At 62.3% G+C, this 17,100-nt stretch carries 23 protein-coding genes; 9 read left to right on the forward strand and 14 right to left on the reverse strand.

All coding sequences use genetic code 11. The features are described 5' to 3' along the window. Positions 1-117: 117 nt before the first annotated feature. Together AC2FML_RS17400 and AC2FML_RS17405 are read right to left on the reverse strand one after the other, a co-directional pair. Positions 118-522 (reverse strand): hypothetical protein, encoded by a 405-nt coding sequence (locus AC2FML_RS17400; RefSeq protein WP_496783964.1) that lies wholly within the window; start codon positions 520-522, stop codon positions 118-120. Positions 523-566: 44 nt separating this feature from the next. After that, on the reverse strand, positions 567-1,760 hold the full coding sequence (locus AC2FML_RS17405) for an aminotransferase-like domain-containing protein (protein WP_496783965.1): 1,194 nt from the start codon (positions 1,758-1,760) through the stop codon (positions 567-569). 159 nt (positions 1,761-1,919) lie between these two features. Here AC2FML_RS17405 and AC2FML_RS17410 point away from each other — a divergent pair, with 159 nt between their 5' ends. Continuing rightward, positions 1,920-2,696: an FCD domain-containing protein gene (locus tag AC2FML_RS17410; RefSeq protein ID WP_496783966.1), complete on the forward strand. Its 777-nt coding sequence runs from the start codon at positions 1,920-1,922 to the stop codon at positions 2,694-2,696. A gap of 13 nt (positions 2,697-2,709) precedes the next feature. Here AC2FML_RS17410 and AC2FML_RS17415 read toward each other — a convergent pair whose 3' ends face one another. Next, positions 2,710-4,065: a glycosyltransferase gene (locus tag AC2FML_RS17415; protein WP_496735388.1), complete on the reverse strand. Its 1,356-nt coding sequence runs from the start codon at positions 4,063-4,065 to the stop codon at positions 2,710-2,712. Positions 4,066-4,132: 67 nt separating this feature from the next. Here AC2FML_RS17415 and AC2FML_RS17420 point away from each other — a divergent pair, with 67 nt between their 5' ends. Continuing rightward, on the forward strand, positions 4,133-4,978 hold the full coding sequence (locus tag AC2FML_RS17420) for an ATP-grasp fold amidoligase family protein (protein ID WP_496783967.1): 846 nt from the start codon (positions 4,133-4,135) through the stop codon (positions 4,976-4,978). Positions 4,979-4,993: 15 nt separating this feature from the next. Here the strand turns inward: AC2FML_RS17420 and AC2FML_RS17425 are convergent, their stop codons facing one another. The 6 genes from AC2FML_RS17425 to AC2FML_RS17450 form a co-directional block, all read right to left on the reverse strand. Continuing rightward, a complete protein-coding gene (locus AC2FML_RS17425) occupies positions 4,994-5,929 on the reverse strand; it encodes a glycosyltransferase family protein (RefSeq protein ID WP_496783968.1) in 936 nt (311 codons plus the stop codon). A gap of 129 nt (positions 5,930-6,058) precedes the next feature. Next, positions 6,059-6,619, reverse strand: a complete 561-nt coding sequence (locus tag AC2FML_RS17430) for a F0F1 ATP synthase subunit B (RefSeq protein WP_093965218.1) — start codon at positions 6,617-6,619, stop codon at positions 6,059-6,061. A gap of 5 nt (positions 6,620-6,624) precedes the next feature. Then, on the reverse strand, positions 6,625-7,176 hold the full coding sequence (locus tag AC2FML_RS17435) for a F0F1 ATP synthase subunit B' (RefSeq protein ID WP_170343394.1): 552 nt from the start codon (positions 7,174-7,176) through the stop codon (positions 6,625-6,627). Positions 7,177-7,262: 86 nt separating this feature from the next. Further along, on the reverse strand, positions 7,263-7,487 hold the full coding sequence (locus AC2FML_RS17440; protein ID WP_005981269.1) for a F0F1 ATP synthase subunit C: 225 nt from the start codon (positions 7,485-7,487) through the stop codon (positions 7,263-7,265). A gap of 69 nt (positions 7,488-7,556) precedes the next feature. Further along, on the reverse strand, positions 7,557-8,312 hold the full coding sequence (locus tag AC2FML_RS17445; protein ID WP_093965215.1) for a F0F1 ATP synthase subunit A: 756 nt from the start codon (positions 8,310-8,312) through the stop codon (positions 7,557-7,559). Between the two features lie 2 nt (positions 8,313-8,314). Beyond that, entirely contained in the window at positions 8,315-8,647 is a 333-nt protein-coding gene (locus AC2FML_RS17450; RefSeq protein WP_093965213.1) for an AtpZ/AtpI family protein, read from the reverse strand. A gap of 231 nt (positions 8,648-8,878) precedes the next feature. On the opposite strand from AC2FML_RS17450, the gene AC2FML_RS17455 reads away from it, so the two are divergent. After that, entirely contained in the window at positions 8,879-9,214 is a 336-nt protein-coding gene (locus tag AC2FML_RS17455) for an ArsR/SmtB family transcription factor (RefSeq protein ID WP_170361571.1), read from the forward strand. Here AC2FML_RS17455 and AC2FML_RS17460 read toward each other — a convergent pair. From AC2FML_RS17460 to AC2FML_RS17475, 4 genes are all read right to left on the reverse strand, one after another. Beyond that, positions 9,211-9,624, reverse strand: coding sequence for a universal stress protein (locus AC2FML_RS17460; RefSeq protein ID WP_170361483.1), 414 nt, complete (start codon positions 9,622-9,624; stop codon positions 9,211-9,213). The genes AC2FML_RS17455 and AC2FML_RS17460 overlap by 4 nt on opposite strands. A gap of 74 nt (positions 9,625-9,698) precedes the next feature. Beyond that, the gene (locus AC2FML_RS17465) at positions 9,699-9,968 is read right to left on the reverse strand and encodes a hypothetical protein (protein WP_141138530.1); all 270 of its coding nucleotides are present in this window, start codon (positions 9,966-9,968) and stop codon (positions 9,699-9,701) included. 57 nt (positions 9,969-10,025) lie between these two features. Next, positions 10,026-10,940: a DMT family transporter gene (locus tag AC2FML_RS17470; RefSeq protein ID WP_170372685.1), complete on the reverse strand. Its 915-nt coding sequence runs from the start codon at positions 10,938-10,940 to the stop codon at positions 10,026-10,028. After that, positions 10,937-11,815 (reverse strand): LysR family transcriptional regulator, encoded by an 879-nt coding sequence (locus AC2FML_RS17475; RefSeq protein ID WP_170367906.1) that lies wholly within the window; start codon positions 11,813-11,815, stop codon positions 10,937-10,939. The genes AC2FML_RS17470 and AC2FML_RS17475 overlap by 4 nt, the downstream gene beginning before the upstream one ends. 121 nt (positions 11,816-11,936) lie before the next feature. Here AC2FML_RS17475 and AC2FML_RS17480 point away from each other — a divergent pair, with 121 nt between their 5' ends. Continuing rightward, entirely contained in the window at positions 11,937-12,518 is a 582-nt protein-coding gene (locus tag AC2FML_RS17480) for an FMN-dependent NADH-azoreductase (protein WP_496783969.1), read from the forward strand. Between the two features lie 73 nt (positions 12,519-12,591). Further along, positions 12,592-13,332, forward strand: a complete 741-nt coding sequence (locus AC2FML_RS17485) for an aspartate/glutamate racemase family protein (protein WP_496783970.1) — start codon at positions 12,592-12,594, stop codon at positions 13,330-13,332. Here AC2FML_RS17485 and AC2FML_RS17490 read toward each other — a convergent pair whose 3' ends face one another. Continuing rightward, a complete protein-coding gene (locus AC2FML_RS17490) occupies positions 13,333-13,863 on the reverse strand; it encodes a prolyl-tRNA synthetase associated domain-containing protein (RefSeq protein WP_496783971.1) in 531 nt (176 codons plus the stop codon). A gap of 258 nt (positions 13,864-14,121) precedes the next feature. On the opposite strand from AC2FML_RS17490, the gene ffh reads away from it, so the two are divergent. From ffh to AC2FML_RS17510, 4 genes are read left to right on the forward strand one after another with little or no spacing between them, the layout of a single operon-like run. Then, complete coding sequence (gene ffh, locus AC2FML_RS17495; protein ID WP_496783972.1) at positions 14,122-15,630, forward strand: signal recognition particle protein; 1,509 nt, start codon at positions 14,122-14,124, stop codon at positions 15,628-15,630. Beyond that, on the forward strand, positions 15,631-16,239 hold the full coding sequence (locus AC2FML_RS17500; RefSeq protein WP_496783973.1) for a GNAT family N-acetyltransferase: 609 nt from the start codon (positions 15,631-15,633) through the stop codon (positions 16,237-16,239). It abuts the gene before it with no gap. Then, positions 16,236-16,787 carry a GNAT family N-acetyltransferase gene (locus AC2FML_RS17505; protein ID WP_496783974.1) on the forward strand — a complete coding sequence of 184 codons (552 nt, stop codon included), beginning with the start codon at positions 16,236-16,238 and terminating at the stop codon, positions 16,785-16,787. The genes AC2FML_RS17500 and AC2FML_RS17505 overlap by 4 nt, the downstream gene beginning before the upstream one ends. Further along, positions 16,784-17,080: a chorismate mutase gene (locus AC2FML_RS17510; protein ID WP_170342735.1), complete on the forward strand. Its 297-nt coding sequence runs from the start codon at positions 16,784-16,786 to the stop codon at positions 17,078-17,080. The genes AC2FML_RS17505 and AC2FML_RS17510 overlap by 4 nt, the downstream gene beginning before the upstream one ends. Positions 17,081-17,100 lie beyond the last annotated feature (20 nt).

Here is a 17,100-nt window from a genome sequence, read left to right on the forward strand (position 1 = left end):
CGTTCCCTGAAAGTCTGGACAAGGGAATGCCCGCGAGTCAACGAAGTTGCGCAGGATATGGGATATTGGGCCGAGTTATCCACAATATCTTGCTGATTTGGGCGGAATTGCGCAGAGTCAATAAGGCGAACACTCGAACACCTGGTATCCGGTGTCCGACCCACTGTCATAGGTTCCGAAGTCGATGCATTCATAGTTGATCGGCGTGACCGCAGCCAGCAACAGCCGGTCCGACGCCCTGCGGTCGCAGTCGAGGATGCCCACGGTCACCGCCGCATCGCCCAACACGTCGGCGACCGGACATCCCGAGACCTGCGCCATGGCCAATGCGGCCCGATCCCGGATCGGCCCCAGCCGCGGGGCATATTGGCTGTTGACGCGGACCGCCTCGGCCAGGTCACCGCGCAGGCGCACGTCGAACACGCTGCCGTTCACGGCCACGCGGGTTGCGGGCAGGTCGCGGAAATGGGGCGTGCCGGCCGAGCAGCCGGCCAGCACCAGCAAGGCGAGGAACCGGATCATGCCGCAGCTTTGCGGCAAAATGGTTAACGAAAACTTTCCGGAACTTACCCGCGCAGGACCGTGCCCAACCGGGCAATACCCTCGGCAATCGTAGCCTCGTCCGAGTTGGAGAAACTCAGCCGGATCGTGTTGGCGCCGCTGCCATCGGGGTGAAAGGCCTGGCCTGGCACAAAGGCGACCTTGACCGTCTCAAGCGCGCGGGCCAGCAGTTGCGCGCCATCCGAGCCGGGCGGCAGGGTCAGCCAGATGAACATGCCACCCTCGGGCCGGGTCCATTGCACGCCTTCGGGCATGTGCCGATCCAGCGCCGCCAGCATCGCGTCGCGGCGCGCACGGTAGGTTGCGCGCACTTTCGGGATGTGGCTGTCAAAACAGGTTTGGGCCACCTGGTGAACAGCCATCTGGTTGATGGTGGCCGAATGCAGGTCTGCGGCCTGTTTCATCAGCACAAGCTGCGCGATGACGGACCGCGCCGCCACGACCCAACCCACCCGCAACCCGGGCGACAGGGTCTTGGAAAAACTGCCGCAATAGATCGTCCGGCAGGCTTGCAGATCGCCCTTCCGCGCCAGTTCCAGCGCTAGGATCGGCGGTATCGCCTGCCCGTCATAGCGCAGAGCCTGATAGGCGCCGTCCTCGATCAGGGCGCAGTCCAACTCTTCGGCCAGATCCAGAAGGGCCTCGCGCCCTTGCCGATCGACGGTCTCGCCGGTCGGGTTGGCAAAGTCGGGCGAAAGATACGCGTATTTGACCGCCCCCGGCCCCGCCGCGCCCCGGTATTGCGCCGCGCCCGCGTTGCCGCCTGCGCGCAACCGGTCAAAGCGTGGCTCATAGGCGTTGAACGCCGCCAAAGCCCCCAGATAGGTCGGCCATCCGACCAACGCCGTGTCGCCCGGTGACAGAAACAGCTTGCCCAGATAGTCGAGCGCCTGCTGCGAGCCTGAAGTGATCAGAACGTCGTCGGTGCCGCAGTCGATGCCGATCTGGCGCATGTGGCCTGCGATCCATTCCCGCAGCGGCAGGTACCCTTCGGACACGGAATACTGCAGCGCCTGCGCCCGGCTGTCGGCGCCAAGCGCCTGTTGGAATGCGTGGGCAAACGCCTCGGCTGGAAACAGCGCCGGGTCGGGGATGCCGCCGGCAAAGGAAATGATGCCGGGTTGATCCAGCAGTTTCAGCAGCTCTCGGATTTCGGATGCCTTCATTCGCGCGGCGCGCGTTGCAAATAACTGGTGCATGGGCCGAGCCTCCTCCGCTGGGTCGGACTGACGCTATGACCTCTGCGCTTAAAGTCAACAATGCTGACCTAGTGTTTCAGCCAATGTGATCGCGGCCCGTTCTTGCGCGGGCCGGGCATGTGTGGTCATATGATTTGACCAATTTTCAGCGATGATCCGATGCCCTTTCAGAAAGTCCAGACCGAGAAACTGTCCCTGGCCGTGGTCAAACAGATCGAGTTGCTGATCCTGCGCGGGATCCTGCGCCCCGGTGAACGCCTGCCGTCCGAGCGCGAGTTGGCCGACCGGCTTGGCGTGTCGCGCCCGTCGCTGCGCGAGGCGATCTCGCAACTGCAGGAGCAGGGCCTGCTGACCGCCAAGGCCGGATCAGGCATCTATGTGGCCGAGGTTCTGGGCTCGGCCTTTTCTCCGGCGCTGATCCGCCTGTTCAGCAGCCATGACGAGGCCGTGTTCGATTACCTGTCGTTCCGGCGCGACATGGAAGGGCTGGCGGCCGAACGCGCCGCGCGGCTGGGCTCGGACAGCGACCTGAAGGTGATTCAGGCGATCTTCGACAAGATGGAGGCTGCCCATGCCCGCAACGCGACCGATGACGAGGCCCATCTGGACGCGCAGTTTCACATGGCGATCATCGAGGCCAGCCACAACGTGGTGATGCTGCACATGATGCGGTCGATGTTCGATCTGTTGCGGCAGGGCGTGTTCTACAACCGCCAGATCATGTTCCACCAGCGCACGACGCGCGACGCGATCCTGAACCAGCACAGGGCAATCAACGCAGCCCTTCAGGCCCGCGACCCCGAAGCCGCCCGGCAGGCGGTGGAACAGCACCTTAGCTTTGTCGAACGCTGCATGGAAGACCAGCAGAAGGCCCGGCGCAACGAACTGATCGCGCGGCAGCGGCTGGAACATGAGGTTGGCAACACGGACGGTTGAGGTCCTCCGCCTCTCACTGCGCCTTCAACCCCAGTGTTTCATAAAGGCGCCTGTACTGCTCGGCCACGATTGGCATCGCGTAGCTCTGCAGGGCATGTTTGCGCGCGGCATTCCCGTCGCGCTTCTGCCCTTGAACCTGGCAGGAACGCTGATCATCGATCACCCCCTTTAGGCAATCCGCCAAGCCCCGCGCATCAAACGGCTCGGCCAGCCGCCCGCACCCGGGGTTCGGGACCAGATCGGGCAATCCGCCGATCTTGAACCCGACGATCGGAATACCGCAAGAAAGCGCCTCAACGCCGGTGTTGGGCAGGTTGTCTTGTCGGGACGGCAACGCAAAAACGTCCGCGCACGCGTAAACAGACCGCAGTTCCTCGGGCACTGAATGTTGTCCAGTGAAATGAGCCGGAAAGGGCAGATCTACCTCATGCGCATCCGCGCCGAATATCAGAACGCGGATATCAGATCTTTCCTGTTTCAGAATCGACAAAGCTTCCTTGAGGTGCCGAAATCCTTTGCGCGGATCGCTGTCGCCCCCCATGGCCCCAAAACCGATGACAGCAGAATCGCGTGGCAGACCCAATCGGTCTCTGGCCGCGTCTCGGTCGGTGGGGCGCCAGACGTCGGTGTCGATTGCGTTGGGAATGACAGAGACGGGCCAGTCCTGTGTCAAGGCGCTTTGCCGGGCGCAATCCGCCAGCCAGCGGCTGGGTGCAACAAGATGGAACGGCCGCGTCCAAAACCGCTGTTTTGTTTTCCAAACACGGCGGTTCAGCCTGCTCGCTCGGCTATCCTGCTGGGTCGCGTAACCGTTTTTCCAGGCATCGCCCTCAGAGTAATGCTCCACCCCACATAACGGCCACATGTCATGCATGGTCCATACAACCGGATGAGACAGGTTTCCGATCTCGCGGATCGACATCAGATCCGAATTGACCCAGTGCAGGTTCAGAATTTGCGAGGGCTGTTTGTTCAGGTACTGCGCCAAACCCGAACGGACCTGACCTAGCGAAATCAAACCCGAGAAATCCGCTTCATGCCGGCGCCGGATACTGCGCGCTATTTCCCGTTGGATCATTCGTCCCAGACCCTTGGCCGGCTTGAACGTCGTGATGCCCGGCCCTTCCTGACCTCGCGCAACGGTCATGATCGAATTCACGCCGCTGGCGTTTAGGGCCATATGCAGCCTGTGCGCCGCAATTGCCGCGCCCCCCTCAGAACTACTGAAACTGATGTGATTTACGCGTTCCAACTCTTGCGCCTGAATTGATGCCCCAAATCTGGATTGATCCAACCGACAACGCCGTATTTGTGCGAATTCAGCGGGAACACTTGCAACACTGTCTACTGTGCCGCATAGCAGACACAACCCTTAAGGCGCCAAAATCACTGGATACATGCTCTCGTTTCTGAAACTCATCCGCCGCAAACTGTACATGGCTATCGCCCGTCCGATCGCCAAAAGGCTTCCCTATTCGGACAGAGGCGACAGGTGGTTCTACTGGCACCATTTCTTCACGCAGCACGACCGGTGGCCCGGCAAGCGCATGCTTTTCAACGATGTGCTCTACCGCATCAAGTCAGGGCCGGAAATCGTGTCGCCCTTGCGGTTAAAAACAACAGACAAGGAACTGGCAAAGGAATTCATCGCGGAACGTGCAGGAGCGAAATACAACGTCCCCACGATTGCCGTGCTGCGCAACAAGGAAGATATCGACAAATTCGACTTTCCCGAAGACTGCGTCATAAAGCCAACGCACGGTTGCGGCGGCGTGACGATCCTGCAAGGCGGGGCGCAGCCGGACCGGGCCGCGTTGGCAGAACAGCTTACCAGCAACTACTACTATGCTGCGCGGGAACGGAACTATCGCGACCTGACCGGGAAACTGATCGTTGAGCCTCTTCTGTTTCAGGGACATGACGTGCACGACTTCAAAGTCTTTTGCTGGAAGGGCAAGGCTCGCTGTATCCTTTACGTCAACGACCGCAACGTGGCCTTCTATCGTCAGCTCTACGACACCAATTGGTCGCTCCTTCCGATCGAGCTGTCCCCGTACGGGATAGAAAAACCTAACGTTGACCGCCCTCTCGTTCTGCAGGAAATGCTGGAGGTCGCGGAAAAGCTCTCGGCGCCATTCGACTTTGTGCGGATCGACTTCTACATCGACGGCAAAACCCTGCTGGTCGGTGAAATCACCCATTGCCACTGGGGGGCCAACGACAGATTTCTCAGCCTTGACGATGAGAAAGCGCTTTCACGACTGGTTTTCGACGAGACCTGACTGTCTATCGGTTCATTACCCAAACAGCTTGCGGGTAAGTTTTCCCAGCTTGCGGGCAAGACGCCGGTGCAACGGCGGCCTACGGGTATAATAGTCCTTCAACTGCCCCAGCGCCGCGGCGTCTTCAACAGTCGTGGCCGGCCATATCGGATCGATCGAGGTGTTCAGACCCGCTCGGCCATACGAGCTGTTGACCACGCCATGACTGCCAGAGCCGTCAAATCCGATGTTTTCGACGTAGGAGAAATGGGGGGATAAACACAGCCCCCCATTGCGGAAGATCGTGGCGTACCAGAACACGGCCCAAGTCTTCAGTTCCCCACTCTTATTGGCAAGAACCTGAGCCCAGAAGTCATTTGCTCCGTCCAGGTTGAAACGGTGGATGTCTTCATCCGAAAACACACGGGGCAACTCGTCCGGATCGCGCGAGTAATGGGTCCATCTATCAGCCCACGTCGCCCAGCCCCAGCAACTCATGAACCGCCACAGACTCGCATGGTTCGAGCCTCTGTTCTGCGGAATATCCTCATTGTACCCGGCTATGTGCCACACATCCGGAGTATCCCTGTAGTGCTCTAGGGCAAGGTTCATATAATGAAGAAAGGCTGGCGACGTGAGTATATCATCCTCGAGAATGATCGCGCGGCCATGCTCGGCCATCATCTGCGAAACACCCTCCTCGATCGAGACCGCCAGCCCTGCATTTTGGTCACGTCGGCGCAGCTCGATACTGGCGAAGCCCTGCTGCGTTTCGGCGACCTTCGCAACAGCGTCGACAATCGGCTTCTCGGCATCATTGCGGGGGCCGTCGATGAATACGGTCAAGGATGTCGACGCGGCCAAGGGCGATTGGGCCAGGGCATCCAACGTCCGCCGCGTGTGTTCGGGTCGGTTGAACGCGAACACGCACACAGGGGCGGGATCAACAATCTTGGTATGTCCGGATGTCATCGTACCTCACCGAAACGCCACAAGCTGACTGCCCTGAATCAACAGACAATGACACGGGCTACAAGCAAAAAACCCGAAAGCAGGTAGCCTTCGGGTTTTGGAAATTGAGATTGGCTCACGCCGAACAGCTCAGTGCAGCTTGTCACCGACCTCGGAGATCGCCGAGTCAATCAGCTTGTTGGCTTGCGCCGCAGTCATCTGCTTGGCCAGCACGGACTTGGCCGCCGCAACGGCCGCAGTCACAGCCTGGTCACGCACTTCCTTCACCGCCGAGGCCTCGGCCGATGCGATTTGATCCTGTGCGGCAGCCAGACGACGCGCGATGGATTTCTCCAGATCCGCCTTTGCCTGTTCGGCAGCCAGAACCGAATCTTCCTTCGCCGCGGCCACGATGGCTTCGGCCTGAGTCTGCACTTCGCGCTGCTTGCGCTCGTATGAGGCCAGCAGGCTGCGCGCTTCTTCATGCAGGGCACGGGCCTCGTCCAGCTCGGCCTTGATGCCTTCGGCGCGGTTGTCCAGCGCCCCGCCGATCATCGACGGAACCTTGAAATAGAACAGGACCGCGATGAAGACGATGAAGCCCAGCGTCACGACGAAGTCGGTGTTCGCCAGCGAGAAGAACGGGCCGCTTGCGGCCAGCGCCGGGCTGGCGAAGCCTGCGGTCAGGATAAGAGCAAGTGTATTCCGCATGTCACTTATCCTTTCATCTGTGCGCTGACGGCACTGCTGATGGCTTTGGCATCCGCCTCGCCGCCCAGCGCAGTCACCAGTTCGGCCGCCGTATCGTTGGCAACCTGTTGAATGCTTTCCAGCGCTCCGGCACGGATTTCGGCAATTGCCTTCTCCGATTCTGCCGCCTTGGCCGCGATTTCCGCATCTGCCTTGGCAATCGCGTCATCCAGATCCGCCTGGATTTCGGCGCGCGCTTCGGCTGCGATCCGCTGAGCCTCGGCACGGGCATCGGCCAGCGCCTTGTTGTAGGCCTCTTCGGCCTCGACCGCCTTGGCCTTCAGGTCTTCGGCCGCAGCCAGGTCATTTGTAATGGTCCCCTGACGCTCGGCCAGGATCGCCGCGATGCGCGGCAGGGCCACGCGGGACAGGACCAGAAAGATGACGACCAGCGTAATGACCAGCCAGAAGATCTGGTTGGGGAACCAATCGAAGCAGAGCTGCGGCATCCCGATGGCCGAGCCATGGGAATCGACGCATTTGCCGACTGCTTCTGCAGCTATGGGTTCTGTCGCCATGATGTCCTCCGTCGGAACGTTGTCTTTACAACAGGTGGGCCGCTATGGCTTGGGCCCACCTGCGCGTAAGGATCAGGTTCCGCAGATTATACGGCGAACATCAGCAGCAGCGAGACCAGGAATGCGAAGATCCCCAGGGCTTCTGCGAATGCGATACCGATGAACAGGGTTGCGGTCTGCGAAGCAGCCGCCGAAGGGTTGCGCAGAGCGCCGGCCAGGAAGTTGCCGGCCACGTTGCCCACCCCGATTGCGGCCGCGCCGGAACCGATTGCTGCCAGGCCTGCGCCGATGTGTGCGAGATCGCCTTCCATGATGTATCTCCTTACGAATTGGAAGTTTCGATTTTGGGTTATCGTTCCTGTGCTCAGGGTCGCCCCTGATCAGTGATGCGGATGCAGAGCGTCCTTCAGGTAAACACAGGTCAGAATGGTGAATACGTAGGCCTGGATGAAGGCCACCAGGACCTCGAGGCCGTACATTGCGGTGATCGCCAGAACCGATACGGGCGAGATCACGGCGACCGCGGCGAAGCCGGCGAAAACCTTGATCACAGCGTGGCCGGCCATGACGTTACCTGCAAGACGAATGGAGTGGCTGACCGGGCGCACGAAGTACGAGATCAGCTCGATGATCGCCAGGATCGGGCGCAGCGCCAGCGGCGCGCTGGACACCCAGAACAGGCTGAGGAACCCAGCTCCGTTCTTGACAAAGCCCAGAACGGTCACGGTCAGAAACACGGCCAGCGCCAGCGGAATGGTGACCGCGAAATGCGATGTCGTGGTAAACGAGGTCGGGATCAGGCCGAGGAAGTTCGCGGTGACGATGAACATAAACAGGGTCATGACATAGGGGAAGTATTTGACACCTTCCTTGCCACAGATGTCTTCCAGCATCTTGTAGATGAAGCCGTAGGCGAGCTCGGCGATCGACTGCATGCGGGTCGGGACGATTGCGCGCTTCGAGGTGCTCAGCACCAGCAGGCCGATGATGGCCAGAACCGCGAAGAACAGCCACAGGGTCACGTTGGTGGGCGTGTACCAAGCCATCTCACCGCCGAAAAGCGGCTTGACGATGAACTGGTCCATCGGATGGAAAACCAGGCTGCTGCCTTCTGCTGCGGTGGTCTCGGTCGCCACGTTCAGTCCCTCTCGTCCTTCTCGGCCTGTGTCGAGGCCGCTTGTTTCTCTTGAGCTTCTTGCGCGCTGCGGAGCATGACCTTCACGCCCGCGACAAGGCCCAGCAATGTGAACAGCACCAGGAAGATCGGGATCGTCCCGAACAGGCTGTCCAGCCCGTACCCGATGCCAAATCCGATCCCCAGACCGGAAACCATCTCGATGACCATCCGCCAGGCCAGTTCGCCCCCGGATATGTCAGCGTCCGCACGAGGTTTCGGCGCTTTGGCCTTTTTTGCCGCGTCGATCTTGGCCTCAAGCTGCGTCAGGCGCTGCTTTGGGTCGTCATCGGTCACGGGCGTTTCCCTCGCACAGTCTTGGCGCAGTTGCTATGCGGCCTCGCGCGCAGAGTCAACGCTGTTGATGGCTCCAATTGACGCAGCTTAAACCTTTGTTTTCTAATGTATATTAAGGGAGAACGTTGTCTGCCGATCGGGTCACTGGCAATCCATTCCGCTGGAAGCACCGGATTCCGCATATTCAACCAAATGGTTGACCAAACTTTCCGGCTGTGGTTCAGCGGGATCATGTCCGATGACCTCGATACCGTCTTTGCGGCCCTGGCCGACCCCACGCGGCGCGCCATTCTGGCGATGCTGCTCGAGGATGACATGGCCGTCACCGACGTGGCCGAGCCGTTCGAGATGTCACTGGCGGCGATCTCAAAACACTTGACGATCCTGACCCGGGCCGGGCTGATCAGCCAGGAAAAGCGCGGCCGGGTGAAATGGTGCAAGCTGGAACCCGACGCGTTGCGCGCGGCCTCGGTCTGGATGCAAGGGTTCGGGCAGTTCGAACCCGTGAATCTGGACGCGTTCGAGCGGTTCCTGGAAAACCAGCTTTCCGCGGGGGACGAGGTCTAGCGCACTACGAAGACCGACATGCTGGCATGTTTGGCCAGATATCCGGCATGACTGGACAGTATAAAGTCGGTAATCCGCGGCGCATGGGTGCCCACCACGATCAGGTCGGCACCGATCTCTTCAGCGGTGCGGGCCAGGTCACCATCCACTTCGACCGCCACATCCACCGAATGAATGTTGCGGAAATCAACTTGCGCTCCACTGGCTTGGGACAACTCGTCCGCCAGATCGGACAGATGGTCCTTGATCGCGGATTCGGTTTGCGTGGGGTCGCCGGGCTGATTGCTTGTCACGCTGACGATGGTTATCCGCGCCCCCTGCCACCGGGCGACTTGTGCCGCAACCTCGGCCGCCTTGCGCACTTCGGGTGGCAGATGCAGATCGACGGGAAACATTATGTGTTTGAACATCAGTCCCTCCTTTCACGCCGACAGCTTAGCGGGTTTGACACAACCGGCCCTTGATGTGGCTCAACCCAAGAGGATCAGCCTTGCTGGCTGTACTCGACCCCTGTGACCACGCCGCTGGGATCGGCGCGGCACAGCCAGGGTGCCTGAGCGCCGGCCACTGCGACCTGCGTGACGGTTCCCGCCGGTTCGGCAGTTGTAGACAGAGCCTGGACATCCGCGGGGCTCCGGTTTGCCTCAGCAGCCACCAATGCCTCGCAGCTGGCTTGAAGGGTTGAATTGTCGGCGGTGTCCTGCGTACATCCAAAAACCAACATTAGCGTGGCCGAGGCAATCAATCTGTGCATGTTCCGATCCTTTCGGAGTTTGCCCCACCCTGCCACGAACGGGCGCTTTGGCAAAGGTCAGTCCGGCGCGGTTTGTTGCCGAGCCATCCCCAGGTCATCCCCTTTCAGCAGCAACACAAGGGCAAGGATCGTCAGCCCGATCCCCACTAGAACCAGAAGGCCCGGCGCCGGCTGGCCCAGCGCGATCTGCCAGATGATCACCCAGCTGGGCGTCAGGTAGGTATAGGCCATGACCTTGGCCGACGGCAGCAGCAGCGTGGCGTATTGCAACAGAACGAAGGTGGCCGCGCTGGCGCAGATGGCGACGTAGAACAGGCCGATCCAGACGATCGCCGGCAGGTTGGCCCAGTCGGTCGCGCGGATGTCGCTCCAGCCGAACACCGTCAGCACCGCGCACCCAGCCACCAGAGTGCCGAAGGTGAAAACGACCGGCGGCTCGCCCCGGTTCAGCTTGCGCACCATGGGCGTATAGATCGCATGGGCCACGCAGCCCCAGAAATAGATGATCTCGCCCTGCCCGATCTCGAAGGCGCGAAAGGCCAGCCAGTCGGCGCGGAACACCACCCACAGCGCGCCAACCGCGCCCACGCTCAGCGCGAGGGCCATGTGCGGGGTGGTGATCTGGCGCAGCAACACCCACCCCGCCACCGCCGACAGGATCGGCGTCAAGGTGAACACCGCCGCCGCGCTGACTGGCGGCGCGGTTTTCAGCCCGTAGAACATCAGCACGAAATAGGCCGAGAACAGCCCGCCCAGCACCAGATAGCGCCACGGCGCGCGCGCCGCGCTGCGCGGCAAACCGGTCGTCATCAGCGCCGCGATGCCGATCACCACGCCGGCAATCGCGAAGCGCGCGGCGTTCAACGCCGCCGGCGCGATCTCGTTGGCAATCATCGAACCCAGCGAGAAACTGCCCGCCACCAGCGCCGAGAACACCAGCATGGCCAAGTGGCCACGCGCCTGCGGGCTCATGGCAGCCAGTCCTTGGCCTGCTCCTTGAGGAATTTGAGAAAGGTCTGCACCTTGTTGGTGCGGTGCAGATCCACATGGGTTACCAGCCACAGATTGCCGGCCCATTCCGGCAGCGGCTCCATCACTTCCTGCAGCTGCGGATGGCGGGCGGCCTCCCACCGGGCCATGAAGCCGATCCCCGCCCCGGCCAGTACCGCCTCGGCCACGGTGAAGTTGTTGGAACAACGGAAGGTGATCGCCTCGGCCGGAACATTGGCGCGCAGCCAGCGTGAAAAGGGCGCGCGGCTGTTTTCATCATCCGCCCCGACGAAGGCGTGGTTGGGGAAATCCTCGACGCCCGCGGGCAGGCCGCGCCGCGCGATGTAGTCCTGACTGGCATAAAGCCCCACCTCTTGCGTCATGAAGGGCTGCACCACGTTGTCCGGCTGGTCGGGGGCCGCACCGGCGCGGATCGCCACATGCGCCTCGCCATATTCCAGGCGGAACAGGCGGTCGCCGGTCAGATAGCGCACGATCAGGTCGGGATGGTCCTGCTGGAACGCGGTCAGGGTGGGTACCACCAGCGGCGCCAGCGAGGCCAGCGAGGTCACCACCAACTCGCCCGAGACATCGTCTCCACGCCCCTTCAGCCGCCCGACCAGCTGGTTGAACTGATCCTCGGTGGCCTGGGCCACGCGCAGCAGATCCTCGCCCGCCTCGGTCGGGGTGTAGCCGCGCGCGTGGCGCTGGAACAGCTTGACCTTCAGCCGGGCCTCGATCGCGTCGATATGGCGGATCACCGTGGCGTGGTGCACCCCCAGAACCTCGGCCGCGCCGCTGACCGTACCCATTCGCGCAACCTGATAGGCGGTGCGGACCTCGTCCCAATTGTCCATGACAAAACCAATTCTGTGCAATTTCCAACAATGCCTGTTGATTTATCCTAGTTTCGTTCGCTCACGCAATACTCATATTGGGCTCAGACGCAAAATCCGAACCCTGAGAAGGATCCACGCCATGACAAAGACCATCCTGCATATCGACGCCTCGGCCCGCCGCACCGGCTCGGCCACCCGCGACCTGTCGGCCCGCATCGTCCAACACCTGGGCGCCAGCCGCATCATCCGCCGCGACCTGGCCACACCCCTGCCCCTGCTGACCGAGGACTGGATCACCGCCAACTTCACCCCCGCCGATCAACGCGACGCCACCCAGCGCGACCTGCTGGCCCTGTCGGACGAGTTGGTCAAGGAACTGCAGCAGGCCGACACGGTGGTGATTGGGTTGCCGATCTACAATTTCTCGGTCCCGGCCGCCTTCAAGGCCTGGATCGACCTGGTCGCTCGTGCAGGCCTGACGTTCTCGTATACCGAGAATGGCCCCAAGGGCCTGCTGGAGGGCAAGCGCGCCATCCTCGCCATCGCTTCGGGCGGTACCGTGGTGGGGTCCGAGATCGACTTTGCAACCGGATACGCCCGCCATGTTCTGGGCTTCATCGGCATCCATGACGTGGATGTGGTGGCCGCTGACCGCATGGCGCTAGACCCGGAAGCAACTCTGAGCAACGCCCAGAAAGCCGTGGCCGAACTCGCCGCCTGATCCGGCCACTGGCCATCCCCGGTCAAACCGTCCAATCTGTCCCCGAGCGGGATCGGCAGATTGGACGGTTGTCATGAAGAAGATCGGAATTCTGGGCGGGGTCGGCTGGGCGTCGACAATAGACTATTACCGCGCCATCGCCGAGGGCGCCGGGCGCCATTTTGCAGAACGCGGGCACGGATCACCGCTGCCTGTTCCTCCGATGACCATCGAATCCGTCACCCAGGCCAAAACCCGCGCGCTGCGCGGAACCTCCGGCGACGAAGCAAGCTGGTCCGCGTTCGATTCCGTTTTCCGCGATGCACTGCTGACGCTTGAGCAGGCGGGATGTGATTTCGGCATCATCGCCTCGAACACACCTCACGCCCGTTTGCATGCGATCCGGCAGGGCGTGACCATGCCGATCCTGAGTATCTTTGATGCAACCGCCGTGGCCACCAAAACGACAGGCGCCAAAAGCGCGCTGGTGCTGGGAACCTCGGTCACGATGCAAGCGCGCCACTATGCGGAACGGCTGGCGGCTGAAGGCATCACAGCCAATGACCGACTTCCCGAGGACCAGATCGCGGAAATGCAGGCCATGATCGACACCGAGTTCTACGGCGGTGCCTCGGCCAATGCCCGCGGCCGTCTGCTGGCATTCTGCAATCGGCACGCCGCCCCCGGAACCGCGATCCTGCTGGCCTGCACGGAATTGCCGCTGGCCTTTCCCCAACATCTTGATGACCCGGTTTTTGAGGCCGACGGGCACCTGTTCGTCAATCCCTCGGCCGCCCATGTCGCCGCCGCGTTGAAAGAGGCGCTGAGCGAATGATCACGGCAGCCAGGTGACCTCGCACCCGATCCGGTCGAAGAAGGCCATCAGGTCGTCGCGCGCCATGGCCACCGTCCGGTCGTTGACCAAGGGATGCATATAGATCACGTCCGCGGGCTGCGCCGCGTCGTCCATGAAGAACCGTACACCGTTGCCAACGCCGTTTATCATGGCCAGCGGGCTGACCGCGCCGGGACGGATGCCGAGGTTCTGCATCAGCCGATCCGCCGACCCGAAGGACAGGTTGCCTACACCCAGTTCGGCGCCCAGCGCCTTGAGGTCGATCTCGCGGCTCTGTTCCAGCGTCACCAGGTAGTTCCGCTTTTTCTTGTCGCGCAGATACAGGTTCTTGAGCCGCAACGCGTTTTCGCCCGGCACCATGAACTGATCTTCGACCGCCTTCGACTCTTCGACCGTCCGCAGCGGGACGTGGCTGTGCAGACGATAGGGCAGCCCCCAATCGTCCAACTGCGCCAGCAAGGCGTCCGAACTGAGCGGCAATGAGTCCTGAAAGGCGGATGAGGCGTCCATGGTCTTCTCCCGAATATCGCGCCAGTGATGGCCGACGGGGCCAGACGATGCAACCCGGCAAGCGCGGATGGTTGACTCAGGCGGCTAATGGGCCTAAACGCCAACGCAACATCCGGAAGCGTCTGTTCTTCCGGTCCCTTGAGTCGTTCAGGGATCGCCCCCCACCAGCGAGTTTCGCCCGTGGGGGCGTTTGTGCATTGACCCGTCCGCCCCTATCTATGGGGCGCCAACCGACAACCGGCGAAGGAGGCCGAAGGCATGTTTGAAAATCTATCCGAACGCCTCTCTGGCGTCTTTGACCGGCTGACCAAACAGGGCGCCCTGTCCGAGGAAGACGTCAAAACCGCCCTGCGCGAAGTTCGCGTGGCGCTGCTTGAGGCCGACGTATCGCTGCCAGTGGCGCGTGCGTTCGTCAAAAAGGTTCAGGAACAGGCGACCGGCCAGGCGGTGACCAAGTCAATCACGCCGGGCCAGCAGGTCGTCAAGATCGTGCACGACGCGCTGGTCGATACGCTGCGCGGCGAGGACGACCCGGGCAAGCTGAAGATCGACAACCCGCCCGCGCCGATCCTGATGGTCGGCCTGCAGGGCTCGGGTAAGACGACGACCACCGGCAAGCTCGCCAAGCGCCTGAAAGAAAAAGAGGGCAAGAAGGTCCTGATGGCCTCGCTGGACGTTTACCGCCCGGCGGCGATGGACCAGCTGGCGGTGCTGGGCACCCAGATCGGGGTGGACACCCTGCCGATCGTGCCGGGCCAGAAACCGGTGGACATCGCCAAGCGCGCCAAACAGCAGGCCACGCTGGGCGGCTATGACGTCTACATGCTGGATACCGCGGGCCGTCTGCACATCGACGAGGTCCTGATGGACGAGGTCGAGCAGGTCCGCAACGTGGTCGACCCGCGCGAGACCCTGCTGGTGGTTGACGGCCTGACCGGTCAGGTCGCCGTCGAAGTGGCCGAGGAGTTCGATGCCAAGGTCGGCATCTCGGGCGTGGTCCTGACCCGGATGGACGGTGACGGCCGCGGCGGCGCGGCGCTGTCGATGCGCGCAGTGACCGGCAAGCCCATCCGCTTCGTCGGTCTGGGCGAGAAGATGGATGCGCTGGAAACCTTCGAGCCCGACCGCATCGCGGGCCGGATCCTGGGCATGGGCGACATCGTCTCACTGGTCGAAAAAGCCCAGGAGACCATGGAGCTCGAGCAGACCGAGCGCATGATGAAGCGCATGATGAAGGGTCAGTTCAACATGAACGACCTGAAGATGCAGCTGGAACAGATGATCCAGATGGGCGGCATGCAGGGCATGATGGGCATGATGCCGGGCATGGGCAAGATGGCCAAGCAGATGGATCAGGCCGGGCTGGACGACCGGATCCTGCGCCAGCAGATCGCCATGATCCAGTCGATGACCAAGAAAGAACGCGCCAACCCCGCGTTGCTGCAGGCCAGCCGCAAGAAACGCATCGCGGCCGGGTCGGGCATGGAAGTCAGCGACATCAACAAGCTGCTCAAGATGCACCGGCAGATGTCGGACATGATGAAGAAGATGGGCAAGATGGGCAAAGGCAAGATGCTGAAACAGGCCATGAAAGGCATGTTCGGCAGAGGCGGCCCCTCGCCCGAAGAAATGGCCGCGGGCATGGATCCCAAGGCGCTGGAAGCCGCGGCCAAGGCGATGGGCGGCAAGATGCCCGGCGGCATGCCCGGCATGGGCGGCGGCATGGCCCTGCCCCCCGGCCTGAGCGGATTCGGAAAGAAGAAGTAAGTGACCGCGCCCGTCGCATATCCCTGGGAGGCTCCGGCCACCGGCCCCGCCGCCGCGCTGTCGGCGCGGCTGGCTGCGGACTTGCCGCGGCTGGAGACCGCGCGGCTGGTGCTGCGCGCGCCGCGGATCGGGGATTTCGACACCTATGCCGACATCCTGATGTCGGACCGTGCCAAACACATGGAAGGCCCGTTTGACCGGCAGGCGGCCTGGCTGGATTTCTCGCAATACGTCGCGGGCTGGCTGCTGCGCGGGGCGGGAATGTGGGCCATCGAGGACCGTGCGGGCGGTCAGGTTCTGGGCTTCGTGACGATCGGCATGGAATTCGGTGACCGCGAACACGAGCTGGGCTATCTGCTGACCGAAGCCGCCGAAGGGCGTGGCATTGCAACCGAAGCGGCCGAAGCCGCCCGCGACTTTGCGCTGGGGTCGCAGGCTCTGCCGTCACTGGTCAGCTATGTGGACCCCGACAACGCAGCCTCGGCCCGCGTGGCCGAGCGCCTGGGCGCCCAGCGCGACCTGCAGGCCGAGGCCGGGTTCGACGAGCCGGTTCTGGTCTATCGCCACCTGCCCGGCGACGGCGATGGCGGGATGGAGGCCTACGCATGACGACCTTCACCATCCCGACCCTTGAGACCGAGCGCCTGATCCTTCGGGCACCGCATCCGGACGACCTGCCGGCCATGACGGCCTTCTACGCGACCGAGCGCAGCCACATGGTGGGCGGCCCCAGGGATGCGGCGGGCTGCTGGAACGGACTGGCCAACCGTCTGGGCCATTGGGCGCTGCGTGGCTATGGCCTGTGGCACCTGACCGAAAAGGCCAGCGGTACTTTCGTGGGCTGGACCGGCATGATCTATGTGCCGGGCTGGGACGAACCCGAGCTGGGCTGGACCCTGATGGAAAAGGCAGAGGGCAAGGGTCTGGGCTTCGAGGCTGCGCAGGCCGCCCGCGACCATGCCGCGCGCTATCAGGGGCTGAACGGCGTCATCAGCTACATCGCCCACGCCAATGACCGCTCGCGCGCTCTGGCACATCGTCTCGGCGCCACCTACGAGCGCGAGGGCGAAGTGCTGGGCAAGTCCGCGCAGATCTGGCGGCACCCGAAACTCGACACGTCAACGACCGATCTGACCACCGAAAGGACCGGCCAATGAACAATCCCGTGACGCGGGCCGCGGCCTTGCTGAAAGACCACCGCGAAAGCATCGACCGGCTGGACGCGATTCTGGTCTATACGCTGGCCGAGCGGTTCAAGCACACGCAGGCCGTTGGCAAGCTCAAGGCCGAACACGAACTTCCCCCGTCCGATCCCTCGCGCGAGGCCGCGCAGATCGCACGGCTTGAAGACCTGGCGAAAGAGGCGGATCTGGACCCCGATTTTGCCAAGGCTTTCCTGAATTTCATCATTCAGGAAGTCATCCGACACCACAAGAAACACCAGAAGTGAACCCGAGGTTCAACAAACAC

The organism is Ruegeria sp. BHSC029 (assembly GCF_059613085.1).

Bases quoted from the DNA above. Each gene is read 5' to 3' on its own strand.
- AC2FML_RS17485 (WP_496783970.1), top strand. From the start codon at position 12,592: ATGAAGAAGATCGGAATTCTGGGCGGGGTCGGCTGGGCGTCGACAATA.
- AC2FML_RS17475 (WP_170367906.1), bottom strand. From the start codon at position 11,815: ATGGACAATTGGGACGAGGTCCGCACCGCCTATCAGGTTGCGCGAATG.
- AC2FML_RS17455 (WP_170361571.1), top strand. From the start codon at position 8,879: ATGTCCGATGACCTCGATACCGTCTTTGCGGCCCTGGCCGACCCCACG.
- AC2FML_RS17480 (WP_496783969.1), top strand. From the start codon at position 11,937: ATGACAAAGACCATCCTGCATATCGACGCCTCGGCCCGCCGCACCGGC.
- AC2FML_RS17425 (WP_496783968.1), bottom strand. From the start codon at position 5,929: ATGACATCCGGACATACCAAGATTGTTGATCCCGCCCCTGTGTGCGTG.
- AC2FML_RS17400 (WP_496783964.1), bottom strand. From the start codon at position 522: ATGATCCGGTTCCTCGCCTTGCTGGTGCTGGCCGGCTGCTCGGCCGGC.
- AC2FML_RS17435 (WP_170343394.1), bottom strand. From the start codon at position 7,176: ATGGCGACAGAACCCATAGCTGCAGAAGCAGTCGGCAAATGCGTCGAT.
- AC2FML_RS17505 (WP_496783974.1), top strand. From the start codon at position 16,236: ATGACGACCTTCACCATCCCGACCCTTGAGACCGAGCGCCTGATCCTT.
- AC2FML_RS17470 (WP_170372685.1), bottom strand. From the start codon at position 10,940: ATGAGCCCGCAGGCGCGTGGCCACTTGGCCATGCTGGTGTTCTCGGCG.
- AC2FML_RS17440 (WP_005981269.1), bottom strand. From the start codon at position 7,487: ATGGAAGGCGATCTCGCACACATCGGCGCAGGCCTGGCAGCAATCGGT.
- ffh (WP_496783972.1), top strand. From the start codon at position 14,122: ATGTTTGAAAATCTATCCGAACGCCTCTCTGGCGTCTTTGACCGGCTG.
- AC2FML_RS17510 (WP_170342735.1), top strand. From the start codon at position 16,784: ATGAACAATCCCGTGACGCGGGCCGCGGCCTTGCTGAAAGACCACCGC.
- AC2FML_RS17420 (WP_496783967.1), top strand. From the start codon at position 4,133: ATGGCTATCGCCCGTCCGATCGCCAAAAGGCTTCCCTATTCGGACAGA.
- AC2FML_RS17430 (WP_093965218.1), bottom strand. From the start codon at position 6,619: ATGCGGAATACACTTGCTCTTATCCTGACCGCAGGCTTCGCCAGCCCG.
- AC2FML_RS17465 (WP_141138530.1), bottom strand. From the start codon at position 9,968: ATGCACAGATTGATTGCCTCGGCCACGCTAATGTTGGTTTTTGGATGT.
- AC2FML_RS17490 (WP_496783971.1), bottom strand. From the start codon at position 13,863: ATGGACGCCTCATCCGCCTTTCAGGACTCATTGCCGCTCAGTTCGGAC.
- AC2FML_RS17460 (WP_170361483.1), bottom strand. From the start codon at position 9,624: ATGTTCAAACACATAATGTTTCCCGTCGATCTGCATCTGCCACCCGAA.
- AC2FML_RS17410 (WP_496783966.1), top strand. From the start codon at position 1,920: ATGCCCTTTCAGAAAGTCCAGACCGAGAAACTGTCCCTGGCCGTGGTC.
- AC2FML_RS17405 (WP_496783965.1), bottom strand. From the start codon at position 1,760: ATGCACCAGTTATTTGCAACGCGCGCCGCGCGAATGAAGGCATCCGAA.